The organism is Flavobacterium mekongense, from assembly GCF_047038255.1.
In the GTDB taxonomy this organism is placed as follows: Bacteria; Bacteroidota; Bacteroidia; order Flavobacteriales; family Flavobacteriaceae; genus Flavobacterium; species Flavobacterium mekongense.
Window position 1 is genome coordinate 366,717 of sequence record NZ_CP174374.1, and the last position, 13,760, is coordinate 380,476.

Genomic DNA, 13,760 nt, shown 5'->3' on the forward strand with positions numbered 1-13,760 from the left:
TGAAATTAATTCGTTACCTCTTTTATAAATTTTTATTAATGCCGGTTTAATTACGTTAAAAAAAATAGTTTCTTTGTAAGCTTAAAAATAAACCTATCTCATATCCTCTTTCTATGATGAATTTTAACTTCAACAAGTGGAATACCCTTTTAGGATGGACAGCTTTTGTCATTGCCTTAATCACTTATTCGTTAACTGTTGAACCCACCATGAGTTTTTGGGATTGTGGCGAATACATCTCTACAGCAGCCAAATTGGAAGTAGGACATCCGCCGGGGGCTCCTTTATTCCAAATTATAGGTGCCTTTTTCTCCATGTTTGCCATTGGTAAGGAAAACATAGCCTTGATGGTCAACATGACTTCAGTATTTTCGAGTGCCTTTACCATATTGTTTATGTTTTGGTCGTCTTCCATATTGTTGAGAAAAATTGTGTCATCCTACACTGAATTTGATAAAAACAAAGCTATTGTTGTTTTGGGCAGTTCATTAGTTGGTTCTTTAGCTTTCACTTTTTCAGACAGTTTTTGGGCCAGTGCTGTGGAAGCAGAAGTATACGCCATGGCATCATTATTCATCGCTATATTATTTTGGCTGGCGCTAAGATGGGAAGAAGACATGCACACTCCGAGAGGCAATCGTTGGTTGTTGTTAATTTCTCTACTAATCGGACTATCTTTTGGAGTCCACTTTATGGCTCTATTAACCATTCCATCGATTGGATTCTTGTATTATTTTAAGAATTACAAAAAAATCACAATCAAAAGTTTCATCATAGCCAACATTATCATTGTAGCTATATTGTTATTCATATTTAAGCTATTGCTCCCTTATACCTTGGCTTTCTTTGGTAAAATGGAAATTTTTATGGTAAACAGTGTTGGTTTGCCTTTCAACTCCGGCACTATCATAGCAGCATTGTTGGTTGTTGCCTTCTTCTATTTCGGATTGAAGTACACCCGCGAAAAAGGACATCCGTTTTACAATACTGCATTGCTTTGCGTCCTTTTTGTATTGATTGGCTTCTCGACTTGGATGATGTTACCAATTCGTGCCAACGCCAATGTGGTAATCAACGAAAATAAACCATCAGATGCCGCAGAGGTATTAGCCTACTATAACCGTGAGCAATACGGAGTAAATCCTTTATTTTATGGTCCGCAATACACTGATACTTTTGCCGGATTGGATGAAGACCAACCGTATTTAGACAAAGCACCCAACTACGAAAGAGATTATAAAACCGGCAAATACGTTATTGTTAACAACTACAAAAACGCCGAGCAAAATACCGACGACAACCACAAAGCAGTTTTGCCGCGTATGTGGAGCACTGATCACATCGAAAACTATATCCAATTCACAGGACCGCCGAAATTTACTTTAAACCATAACTATCCTTATGAGGAAGATTTAGCTCAGTACGGAGTTAATTTGGACAGTTTGAGTGACGAGCAAATTATGCAAGCCGTGGCTCAGTTGAAAGATGAAATGCAAAAAAACATCAACGATTTTAAAACAGCTTATGCTCAAAAGCAAATCGACAATGAGGATTACGTTAACTTCTTAAAGAAATACAGCGATTATTTGGTCGTAGAAAAACCTTCAACAGCCGACAACTTATTGTTTATGGGTGAATACCAATTTGGATACATGTATGGTCGCTACTTGTTGTGGAATTTCGTAGGAAGACAAAACGATATTCAGGGGAAATACGACAACTTAGATGGTAATTGGATCAGCGGTATCAAGTTTGTCGATGAAATTCACTTAGGCAAAGGCTCGCAGGAAAATCTTCCTGATGATGCCATCAACAACAAAGGCAGAAACGTTTATTATTTCTTGCCGTTTATCCTTGGATTAATCGGCTTAATGTATCATGCTCAAAGAGACCTGAAGAGTTTTTACGTTTTATTGGTCTTATTCCTTTTCACCAGCATAGCTCTAAAAGTTTTCCTTAACGAAAGACCTTTCGAACCAAGAGAACGCGATTATGCTTTGGTTGGCTCATTCTATGTTTTTGCTATATGGTTAGGTTTTGGTGTTTACGCCATATATGAAATTATAACCGACTATGTCAAATCTAAATTGGTTGGCCCGGTGGTAATAGTTGCTTCGCTTTTAGCTGCTCCGGTTTTAATGGCCAGTCAAAATTGGGACGATCACGACCGTTCTAACCGATACACGGCTATAGCTATGGCCAAAAACTACCTCAACTCTTGTGACCCGAATGCTATATTGTTTACCATAGGCGATAACGACACTTTTCCTCTCTGGTATGCTCAAGAAATTGAAGGCATTCGAACCGACATCAAAATTGTCAACACCAGTTTATTCATGACCGATTGGTATATCGATCAAATGAAATTTAAAACCTATAAAGCTGATGGGCTGCCAATTTCTTTTGAACACAACGAGTACGTGGGTGATAAATTAGATTATGTTGCTCACATCCCTAAAACCGAGGCCCGTTGGGATGTAAAAGATTTTATCAACTTTATCAAGAACCCGCAATCAACCATTGACTTGCAAAACGGACAAACCATTCATTTCTATCCGACTAATAAAATCAGAATTCCGGTTGATAAAAATACCATCATCAAAAACAAAGTTGTTAACCCCGCTTTAAACGACTCTATTGTTCCTTACATTGATGTAGAAATCAAAGGAAGCGCGCTATACAAAAACCGATTGATGATGTTGGATATTTTAGCCAATAACAATTGGAAAAGACCGGTTTATTTTACCGGTGGCAGTTTTGGCGACGACGATTATTTGTGGATGAAAGATTACCTTCAATTGGATGGTTTGGTTTACAAGTTAGTCCCGATTAAGACGCCTATCGATAAAGAAAACCCATATGATATGGGCCAAATTGATAGCGATAAAATGTATGAGTTAGTCACCAAATGGCAATGGGGCAACGGCGAATTAACTTCGATTTACCACGACCCTGAAACCCGCAAGAACAGTATTTCGTACCGTACCAATATGGCGCGTTTAGCCCAACAGCTTATCAATGAAGGAAAAATCGACAAAGCCAAAAAAATCATCGATTTAGCCCTGACTAAAATGCCAATGGATTACTACGGCTATTACACCATGTTAGAACCGTTCGCCGCTGCTTATTACGAAGTGGGCGAAAAAGCTAAAGCACGCCAATTGTTGGATAAATTGATGGACAAATACAAACAGAATTTGACCTACTATGCCGGAATTCAACCTTCTATCCAAAATGGTATAGCTTCAGATATTATTACCGATATCGAACGATACCGAAGCCTGCTATTGGTTATGAAGAATCGAAATGATTTAGAATACTACAACAAAAACAAACCAACCTTCAACACCTTCGTACAGCGCTTTACTCGTTTTGGAAGAGATTTGGAGTAGTCCGTTTAATAATTCACAAAAAAGTGCCGATAAGAAACAAATCCTATCGGCACTTTTTTTACTTTTATACCATGAGTTTATGGGTTAAAACAGGTCGGTTTATCAAAGCTATTTTTCCAAAGTATGTTTGGGATATCCCAAATGCAGAAAAAAAAATATACCTGACTTTTGACGACGGACCGATTCCGGAAATAACCGAATGGGTAATAAACCAACTTGAACAATACAATGCCAAAGCAACTTTTTTTTGTATAGGCGAAAACATTCAAAAACATCCGGAAATTTTCCGGAAGATAATCGATAACGACCATAGTATAGGAAACCATACCTTCAACCATTTGAAAGGATGGGAAACCTCTCTGACAGCTTACATTGAAAATACTGAAAAGTGTGCCGAAACCATTGCCAACTTTACCCTACAAACTTTAAACGCAAAGCTATTTCGACCACCTTACGGAAAAATCAAACCATCGCAAGCCAAAGCTTTGCGCCAATCCGGCTATAAAATCATTATGTGGGATGTCATTAGTATGGATTTCGACAAGAATATCTCTCCGGAAAAATGCTTGGAAAATGTCTTAAAAAATATAGAAAGTGGAAGTATAATCGTTTTTCACGACAGTATTAAAGCTTGGCAAAACTTACAATATGCATTGCCCAAAACTTTAGAGTTCCTAAAGAAAAATGAATTTGTTTGTGAAAAGATGGACTAAAGTTGCTCTTGTACTAAAGCGATAATGGTATTGGCATCTAATTCACCGGATTGTCTCCAAACCATTTGACCGTCTTTGTAAATCATCAAGGTTGGCAATCCTTTGATGCGCAATGCCTCTGCCAATTCCTGATTTTTATCTACATCAATTTTGATCACTTTTGCCTTGTCACCAAGCGCTGCAGCAACATCTCTGATTACAGGATGCATGGACACTGAAGATTCGTTCCACTCTGTGTAAAAGTCAATTAACACAGGCACTTGAGCGTTGATTAATTCTCCAAATTTTGACATAAAACCAAAATATTTTTGTTTCTTTTACCTTGGAAAAAGAACTATTAAACCACAAATGTAGCATTTTTAACTAATTATGCTACTTTTTCCCCTTTTTTTAGTTCAAAAACCGTGATTTCTGGCCAAATTCCAACTCGTCCGGGATAGGCGTGAAACCCAAAACCGCGATTAACATAGATGTAACGGCCTAAATTTTCATACAATCCAGCCCATTGTTTATAAACGTATTGAACAGGACTCCACTGAATTAAACCGGGAATTTCAATACCAAACTGTAAGCCATGGGTGTGTCCGGAAAGCGTTAAATGATAATGCTTCTCGTCGTGTTTTACTTCATATTCCCAATGACTCGGATCGTGACTCATCAAAATTTTAAAATCTTCCTTAGATAATCCTTCGGAAGCCTTATTCAAATCGCCGGCTTGTTTGAAATTTTTTCCCCAATTCTCAACGCCTACCAAGGCAATTTCACCACTTCCTTTTTTAATTTTAGTATGCTGATTCAACAACAAATCAAAACCTATTTGACGGTGCAAATCTTTGATGTCTTCAAAATTTTGAAGTTTAGCAGCATCATTAGGCCATTGAACATATTCTCCATAATCGTGGTTCCCTAATACAGAGTACTTCCCAAATGGATGTGGCTTAATCCGATTAAAAACAGTTATCCACGGATGCATTTCGGTGGCATGTGTGTTAACAATATCACCGGTAAACAAAATCATATCCGAATTTTGTTCGTTGATCAAATCAACCGCATAATTGATTTTTTCCTCATTGTCAAAGCTACCACTGTGAATGTCAGAAATTTGAGTAATCGTAAATCCGTCAAAATCTTCGGGTAAATCAGGAAAAAAAAGCGTTTGTTTGATGACTCTGAAGTTATATTTACCCTTAGTCATTCCGTATAAAAGAGATGAAAAAGGAATAGCGGCCAAAACCAAAGCCACTTGGCTAACAAACTTTCTTCGCTCCGGCAAAAAACTACCGCTGTCATTGTCTCCTAAAAAGTGTGTAATCGTACCCGAAAATACCCTGAACACATCTTCCAACAACATGAGGCCGGTTAAAATTAATTTTGGAATAAAAACCAATAACAACAACCCGAAAGTGATTAAAGTCTTGCTGTTTTGACCAACCCTTCTGTCAAATTGGGTAAATTGATAAACGATATACAAGACTGCCAACAATGAAATGACCTGATAGGAAACCAAAATCCACTTAGTTTTAGTGATGGTTTTAAGTGCCTGAAAAGCATAGACTTCCACTATGGCTACAAAAAGAAAAAAGAAAATCCAACGCAACATATTCTGCAAATTTTAGGCAAATTAACAAAGAAAGAAAGCATTGTTATCCCCGATTTAACTAATTTTAACTAAAATATTTCTGCCCGTCAAAAGGCAAAGTTTCGTTACCTTTACGCTTTATAATTTTTTTCAGCAATGTCACAACAAAAACGCCTATTCCTCTTAGACGCTTACGCCTTAATTTTCCGCGGCTATTACGCTTTTATTAAGAACCCGAGAATCAACTCCAAAGGTATGGATACCTCTGCCATTATGGGTTTTATGAATTCTTTGATGGATGTTATTAAGCGCGAAAAACCCGACCATTTGGCAGTGGCCTTCGACAAAGGCGGCAGCGATTACCGCAACGAAATGTACCAAGAGTACAAAGCGCATCGCGATGAAACTCCGGAAGCGATTAAAATTGCCGTTCCCTATATTCAAGAATTATTGAAAGCGATGCATATTCCGATTATGGAAAAAGCAGGCTACGAAGCCGATGACTTAATCGGAACCTTAGCCAAACAAGCCGAAAAAGAAGGTTACCAAGTCTTTATGGTAACGCCCGATAAAGATTTTGCCCAATTGGTTTCTGAAAACATCTTTATGTACAAACCGGCTCGTATGGGCAACGATATAGAAATTTGGGGCGTTCCTGAAGTATTAGAGAAATTTGAAATTGAAAGACCGGAACAAGTCATTGACTTTTTAGGCATGATGGGTGATTCTGCTGATAATATTCCGGGATTTCCGGGTGTTGGCGAAGTTACGGCCAAAAAATTGCTGAAGGAATTCGGCACGATGGAAAATCTATTGGAAAACACCGACAAACTCAAAGGTGCGCTGAAAGATAAAATCGAAAAAAATAAAGAACTTGGCATATTGTCGAAAAAATTAGCGCGCATTTTATTGGATTGTCCCGTAACTTTCGACGCCACCGATTTCGAATTGTCCAAACCGGATGTGGAAAAAACCGATGCGTTATTCCAAGAACTCGAGTTCCGACAAATGAAAGCGCAGTTCGACAAACTCTTCGGTACCGGAAAAGAATACGACGAGATTGAAAGCAATGGCAATGACAATAGCAATGACAATGATCAAAAAAATATTAAAAAACCCATTGCCAAAAAATCGAACGAAGAGCAATTTAACTTATTTGGTTTTTCGGATGAAGAAACCGGAGAACCAAAACAACATTCGTATTACGCAACACTGGAAAATACCAAGCACAACTATATAATCATCCAAGGCGATTTGGGTGTAAAATTGTTTTTACAGAACTTAATGAACCAAACTTCGGTTTGTTTTGACACCGAAACTACCGGAATTGATGCTTTGAATGCCGAACTGGTAGGCATGTCTTTCTCCTGGTCAAAAGGGGAAGCTTTTTACGTTCCTTTTCCGGAAAATCAAGAAGAAGCCAAACTACTGGCCGACAAATTCAAGCCGTTTTTCGAAAATGAAGCCATCGAAAAAATTGGGCAAAACATGAAATATGATCTTAAAGTCTTGGCCAAATACGGCATTCAAATCAAGGGCAAACTCTTCGACACCATGATTGCGCATTACCTCATCAATCCAGATATGCGTCACAATATGGATGTGTTAAGCGAAACCTATTTGAAATATTCCCCTAAATCCATAGAGACACTCATTGGTAAAAAAGGTAAAAACCAATTATCAATGCGCGAAGTTCCGTTAGAAGACATCAAAGAATACGCTGCAGAAGACGCCGATGTAACGCTGCAACTCAAAGAACATTTTCAACCGATTTTAGAGAAAGTCGGCACCAAGAAACTCTTTGATGAAATCGAAATTCCATTGGTTCCCGTGTTGGCCGACATGGAAGCCGAAGGCATACGTTTAGACGTAAACTTCCTCAAAGCTATGGCGACTGACATGCAAAAAGAAATCCTCGATTTTGAACAAAAAATCTATGAAACGGCCGGCGAAAAATTCAATTTGGCTTCCCCAAAGCAATTGGGAGAGATTTTATTTGATAAACTCAAAATTGGCGGCGCCAAACAAAAGAAAACCAAAACCGGTCAATACGCTACCGGCGAAGAAGTATTAAGTTATTTGGCCAATGAACATCAAATCGTAAGAGATATTTTAGAGTGGCGACAAATGGTCAAACTCCAAAGCACATACATTGAGGCATTGCCAAATCAAGTCGACCCGAAAACCCAGCGCGTGCATACCGATTATATGCAAACCGTAGCGGCAACAGGTCGATTGAGTTCCAACAACCCGAACTTGCAAAACATTCCGATTCGCACCGAGAGAGGCAGATTAATTCGAAAAGCCTTCATTGCTCGAGATGAAAACTACAGTTTGCTTTCTGCGGATTATTCCCAGATAGAATTGCGGATTATTGCCGCATTATCCGGAGAAGAAAACATGATCAAAGCCTTTCAAAACAACGAAGACATTCACCGAAGCACCGCCGCTAAAGTGTTCAACGTAGCTTTGGAAGAGGTGACTGCAGCACAACGAAGTAATGCCAAAACAGTAAACTTCGGTATCATTTACGGGGTTTCCGCTTTTGGACTAAGCAACCAAACCTCGCTTTCCCGCAGCGAAAGTGCCGCTTTGATTGAAGCCTACTACAAAACCTATCCGAAATTGAAATCATACATGTCAGACCAAGTCGACTTTGCCCGTCAGCATGGTTATGTGCAAACGGTTTTAGGTCGCCGTCGCTATTTAAAAGACATTAACTCTGCCAATGCTGTAGTCCGCGGAGCTGCCGAACGCAATGCAGTTAACGCGCCTATCCAAGGAAGCGCCGCCGACATCATCAAATTGGCCATGATTAACATCCACCGAAAACTGACCTCTGAAAACTGGAAATCTAAAATGCTGTTGCAAGTTCATGACGAATTGGTGTTTGACGTTCACCACTCGGAATTGGAAAAAATTAAGCCTATGATTAAACACGAAATGGAAAATGCCTTTACGATGTCGGTTCCATTAGAAGTGGAAATGGGCGTAGGTCAAAATTGGTTGGAAGCACATTAAGCCTCGACATAAACCATTGTAAACATGAAAAAATTCCTCTTATTATTTGTATTCGGATTATCATCGGTAGTTGCCCAAACCGATAAATTTCAGAAAATTGACAGCTTGTTAAACTATTTGTACACCAACAATAAGTTTATGGGTTCGCTCTCCATATTGGAAAAAGATAAAATTGTCTTTTCCAAAGCTTATGGCTTAGCCGAATTGTCGAGCGGGAAAAAATTAGATCCGGCAACCAAACTCAAAATCGGCTCGATTACCAAAACCTTTACAGCTACGATGATTATGCAGTTGGTAGATGAAAAAAAGCTATCACTTGATACCAAATTATCGCAGTTTTATCCGAAAGTGGTTAATGCCGATAAAATCACGATAGCCATGCTTTTGCACCACAGAACGGGCATTCCTGATTATTTGAATGATGACCCAACGGTAGCACAATACATTTACACCGAAAATAAAAAAGCCGATTTGGTCAAACGTATCGAAGGTTATACACCGGCGTTTGAACCCGATTCACAATTCAAATACAGCAATTCGAACTACAATTTGTTAGGCTATATTTTAGAAGACATTACTAAAAAATCCTATGCCGAGAATTTACATACTCGCATTGTAAAGAAATTAGGATTAAAAAACACTTTACTTCCGCTAAAGATTGAGCCAACGCAAAACGAAGGCTATTCATTCACCTTTAACGGAAATACTTGGGAACAAACACCGGAATGGCATAACAGCTTAGCCTTTGCAGCCGGCGCCATTGCGTCAACTCCGGACGATTTGAATTTGTTTTTAAGCGGACTTTTTAATGGCAAACTCGTTTCTCCCGCTGCTTTGGAACAAATGAAAACCATGAGGGATAATTATGGTAAAGGCTTGATCATTGCCCCTTTTGACGAGCGAAAATTCTACGGTCATACCGGAGGTATTGAAAACTTCAGAGCTGCAGCAGGATATAATATGGAAGAAAAAACCGGTTTTGCGATAGTGGTTAACGGAGACAATTTCAATCGCAATGAGATTATGATTGGAGTGTTGAGTTTGTTTTACGGAAACGATTACCAATTCCCTGATGTAAAAGGATTTACCGTTTCAGAAACCCTACGTGCTAAATATGTAGGCACTTACAGTTCTAAAAGTTTGCCCATAAAAATCACCATAGCTGAAAACAATGGCGCCTTGACCGCTCAAGCCACCGGACAAAGTTCTTTTCCGCTTACGGCCAAAAGTGAAACCGAGTTTGTTTTTGACACCGCCGGAATTCAAATGATTTTCGGTGATCAAAAAATGGTGCTCAAACAAGGCGGAATGGAGTTTGAGTTTACCAAAGAATAAATAACTTCTCCAACAAATAACATGAGCCGAGACCTAACTGTTCTCGGCTTTTTTGTGGCAGTTTGTTGTTAAAATGAATAGCCCTGATGTCATTTACAATTCAAACGGGTCCAATCTTCCAACTTTTTGGTTATTTTTGTTTTGCTGGAAAAAGAAAAATAAAATGCTTAAAAACCAAGTTGAAACCATATTACCTACCGATTGGGGAAATTTTAAAATCATCGCCTATTCTGAAGACGAAAATGATTGGATGCCACACATTGTTTTGATCCATGAAAAAACCGATTTTAACACCACTATCCCGATTCGTTTTCACTCTGAATGCTTAACCGGTGACATCTTTCACTCTAAAAAATGCGAATGCGGTAAACAACTGCACAACGCTTTGGCTTACTTTGAAGAAAATGGCGGTATTTTAATTTATTTAAGACAAGAAGGTAGAAATATCGGCATTATTAATAAACTCAAGGCCTACAAACTTCAAGAAGAAGGCAAAGACACTGTTGAAGCCAATTTGGAATTGGGCTTGCCGGCCGATTCACGTTCCTTTGAAGAAGCCATTCAAATTTTAACTGATTTGAAGGTTAGCTCAGTATATTTACTAACCAATAACCCTGAGAAAGTAGCGGTTTTCGACAATTCACCCATTGTTTTGAAAGGCAGAATTCCCATTGAAATAAAGGCTTCAGAAGAAAGCAAAAAATACCTTGAAACCAAAAAAAGTTTTTTTAAGCACTTTTTAGATTTATAAAATGTCGGTGCCCTCAAAATATGATTGGATGTTCTTTCAATCAGTCGTTTTGCTGATAGGCTCTGCTGTGGATTTTTTCTGCTCAAAACTGTTTTTTTGTCCGTTGTTCGGATTTTTTTTGTTCATAGGATTACTCTATAAAAATTGGCGCAATTACACCGAAATCAATCATTGGGGCGGATGGCCCAATTTAATTACGGTAAGCCGATTATTGCTGTTATTCGCCGTTCCGTTTTTAGATAAAGCTATCGATTTGGGCCTACTGTCTTTAACTGTAGTCTGCTTGGACGGATTAGATGGTTTTGCAGCCCGAAAGCTAAACCAAACCACGCATTTCGGTGGGATATTAGACATGGAAACTGACGCCTTTTATTGCTTGCTGCTTTCCTTGACAATAGCCATCCAAAATCCCAATTTACAGTGGATTTTACTCGGAGGTATGTTGCGCTATGGGTATAAAATTTCCACCACTTTCATCACTAAAAATGGTTATACGGAACGCAAAAAAAAATATGCCCGTTTTATAGCCGGTTGTTATTTTATAGCTTTCATCCTTTATTTCTTTACTATTGAGAGCATTGGAGTTTATTGTATTTCTATAGGAACAGCCCTCGTAACATTGTCTTTTACAGTTTCTTTTTTTGAATTTTTAAACCATAAAGAAGCATGATTACGCTGTTGACATCAGACATTCACCAAAAAATATCGGGTGGAAACATTTACAATTCACAATTGTTGGCGGTTTTGCAAAAGCATCAATTTCTGACTTCGTTAGAAATGATTGTCGATCTGAATACATTAGCTTTCCAAACCAACAAAATCTACATAGCAGACGGCATTTTAATACAACCTGAATTGGATGTAAAACGTTTTAAAAATCACCAAGTCTTTTTTCTGATTCATCTTTGGCCTTCGAAAAATCCGGCACTTGCTGCCTCAATGCGTGAAAAGCTAATAGTGGTTGAAAAAGAAATTTGTCAAAACTTTAATGTCATCGTAACCGGTCAATCTTCTTTCGATTATATTACCTTAGGCTTAGGACAGTCCACAAAAAACACCCTTTTACTGCAACCCGGTATTCCTGATTATTGGATACAGAAAAAAGTTTATCCTAAATTACCCCAGAAAATTCTTTACTTATCGAATTTTATTGAGGGAAAAGGACATGACACTTTGTTAGCAGTAATGGCCAAACTCAATATCGAATCTGTGGCTGTTGACTGTTACGGAGAAATACTTTCGGAAACTTATTTTAAGGTATTTAATCGCTCAGTTGAACAACTAGGCCTAAGAAATATAAGGTACAAAGGGGTTGTTGATTACAAACAAATCAACCCTCTACTTTTGGAGTACGATTTGCTTTTGCACTTTTCAGAATATGAAAGTTTTGGCATGAGTTGTCTCGAAGCTATGGCTTCAGGCATACCAATTGTAATGACTCCCACCGGAAATTATGAAAATTACCTTGCTATGGGGATAAGAGGTGTTTTACCGAATTTTGAAATCACGGAAGCTTTTTCTCAACTGAAAAAAATAATCACTACTGAGGCTTATTATCAAGAACACTTTGTTTCTTTAGCTCATTTTGATTGCCCAACTTGGGGAAAAACTTTTGAACCGTTACTTTTAAAACTGAAACCATGACGGAAATTGCTTTTATTATAGGATATCTCACACTGGCGATTGAATTGTTATTTTTTCATGTGCCCAGTGTGGCCAATACCCAAAACTTCTTCCGTAAAAGTAAGCATTACAATACCGGTCAGAACAAATTTATAAACGATATTCAAAACTGGTCTGTCACCAAAAAAATTATTTTACTGGCCATTCCGGCTGTGATGGTACAACTCTATTTTTTATTGCCGTTATTGTATTTCTTTCCACTTTGGCATGATTCCCTTTTTTTACTCTTTGAACCGAATGTATGGACTGATTTTTTGGGACTGCTTTGCGTAGTTCTCGGCAGAGTAGTAACCTTTGGTTCAATGCTTTATCTGCGTAAAGAAAATCGTCAAACCGGAAAATCCTTTACCTTACACACCGGCGGTATTTTTCGATTTACACGAAATCCGGGATTAGACGGTATGTTCTTGTTTTTCATCGGATTGGGATTACTGTTCCCTTCGATATTGATTTGGTTGGGATTAATTTTCTATATTTATTATATGGTTTTCAGGGTTCGTATTGAAGAAGCTTTTCTACAAGATATTTTCAAAGACGAATTTGTAAACTACCAAAAACAAACCAACCGATTTTTACTCTTTAAATGACAACAACAAACGAACAACAAACAATTAAAAACTGGTTTGATAGTACTTACTCCAAACGAGGGGAAAGTTATCTTCGTCCAAAAGAAGCCTATTATATATTTGCCGAACTACTAAAATTAAAATCGGGAAAGAACTTTTTAGATGTGGCTTGTGGTTTAGGTCGGATGTTGGAAATTAGTGCCGATTACGGTGTGAACAATCATGGTATTGATTTGTCTGAGGTTGCCATTACCAAAGCCAAAAACAAATTACCTAATGCCGTTTTACTCGAAGCCAATGCCGAGTCAATTCCTTTTAATGACGAACATTTTGACTATGTTACTTGCTTGGGTTCGTTGGAGCGCATGATTGATAAAAATAAAGTGCTGAGAGAAATCAGAAGGGTTACAAAACCTGAGGCGACTTTGTGTTTCATGGTGCGAAATTCCAATTCCTGGCGCTGGATTTTTACCAAAAAGTTGTTGTACACCATCAATCGAAAAGGCCATCAGGATGCCAAAACTTACAAAGAATGGGAATGGTTATTCGAACAAAACGACTTAAAAATTGTGCAATGCATTCCTGACCAATGGCCTGTTATGAAAGGATTAAGACTGTTGACTTTTGGACGTTTCAATGGTTTTAAATCCATCCAAAAAAGCATCACTCCCTTACAATTTGCCAACGAGTTTGTTTTTATACTCCAAAAAAAATAAGTGC

11 protein-coding genes are annotated in these 13,760 nt (G+C 38.2%); 9 read left to right on the plus strand and 2 right to left on the minus strand.

All coding sequences use genetic code 11. The annotated features are described in order from the left end of the window. Positions 1-113 precede the first annotated feature (113 nt). Both ACJG85_RS01445 and ACJG85_RS01450 read left to right on the plus strand, forming a co-directional pair. A complete protein-coding gene (locus ACJG85_RS01445; protein WP_412464664.1) occupies positions 114-3,392 on the plus strand; it encodes a protein O-mannosyl-transferase family in 3,279 nt (1,092 codons plus the stop codon). A 71-nt stretch (positions 3,393-3,463) separates the two neighbouring features. Beyond that, positions 3,464-4,105 carry a polysaccharide deacetylase family protein gene (locus ACJG85_RS01450; protein WP_412476748.1) on the plus strand — a complete coding sequence of 214 codons (642 nt, stop codon included), beginning with the start codon at positions 3,464-3,466 and terminating at the stop codon, positions 4,103-4,105. On the opposite strand, the gene ACJG85_RS01455 is transcribed toward ACJG85_RS01450, so the two are convergent. After that, positions 4,102-4,398, minus strand: coding sequence for a thioredoxin family protein (locus ACJG85_RS01455; RefSeq protein WP_290875450.1), 297 nt, complete (start codon positions 4,396-4,398; stop codon positions 4,102-4,104). The two genes, ACJG85_RS01450 and ACJG85_RS01455, sit on opposite strands and share 4 nt — an antisense overlap. 74 nt (positions 4,399-4,472) lie before the next feature. Then, positions 4,473-5,705: a metallophosphoesterase gene (locus ACJG85_RS01460; protein ID WP_412464665.1), complete on the minus strand. Its 1,233-nt coding sequence runs from the start codon at positions 5,703-5,705 to the stop codon at positions 4,473-4,475. A 135-nt stretch (positions 5,706-5,840) separates the two neighbouring features. On the opposite strand from ACJG85_RS01460, the gene polA reads away from it, so the two are divergent. The 7 genes from polA to ACJG85_RS01495 all read left to right on the plus strand — a co-directional run bounded on the left by polA (position 5,841) and on the right by ACJG85_RS01495 (position 13,756). Continuing rightward, positions 5,841-8,705: a DNA polymerase I gene (gene polA / locus ACJG85_RS01465; RefSeq protein ID WP_412476749.1), complete on the plus strand. Its 2,865-nt coding sequence runs from the start codon at positions 5,841-5,843 to the stop codon at positions 8,703-8,705. A gap of 24 nt (positions 8,706-8,729) precedes the next feature. Beyond that, positions 8,730-10,040, plus strand: coding sequence for a serine hydrolase domain-containing protein (locus tag ACJG85_RS01470; protein ID WP_412464667.1), 1,311 nt, complete (start codon positions 8,730-8,732; stop codon positions 10,038-10,040). A gap of 163 nt (positions 10,041-10,203) precedes the next feature. Beyond that, positions 10,204-10,791, plus strand: coding sequence for a GTP cyclohydrolase II (gene ribA / locus ACJG85_RS01475; RefSeq protein WP_409678191.1), 588 nt, complete (start codon positions 10,204-10,206; stop codon positions 10,789-10,791). A gap of 28 nt (positions 10,792-10,819) precedes the next feature. Then, positions 10,820-11,461, plus strand: coding sequence for a CDP-alcohol phosphatidyltransferase family protein (locus ACJG85_RS01480; protein ID WP_409678194.1), 642 nt, complete (start codon positions 10,820-10,822; stop codon positions 11,459-11,461). Continuing rightward, positions 11,458-12,435, plus strand: coding sequence for a glycosyltransferase (locus ACJG85_RS01485; RefSeq protein WP_412476750.1), 978 nt, complete (start codon positions 11,458-11,460; stop codon positions 12,433-12,435). Before ACJG85_RS01480 ends, ACJG85_RS01485 begins: the two co-directional genes overlap by 4 nt. Continuing rightward, positions 12,432-13,061 carry a methyltransferase family protein gene (locus ACJG85_RS01490; RefSeq protein ID WP_412464669.1) on the plus strand — a complete coding sequence of 210 codons (630 nt, stop codon included), beginning with the start codon at positions 12,432-12,434 and terminating at the stop codon, positions 13,059-13,061. Before ACJG85_RS01485 ends, ACJG85_RS01490 begins: the two co-directional genes overlap by 4 nt. Next, entirely contained in the window at positions 13,058-13,756 is a 699-nt protein-coding gene (locus ACJG85_RS01495) for a class I SAM-dependent methyltransferase (protein WP_412464670.1), read from the plus strand. The genes ACJG85_RS01490 and ACJG85_RS01495 overlap by 4 nt, the downstream gene beginning before the upstream one ends. Positions 13,757-13,760: the final 4 nt, after the last annotated feature.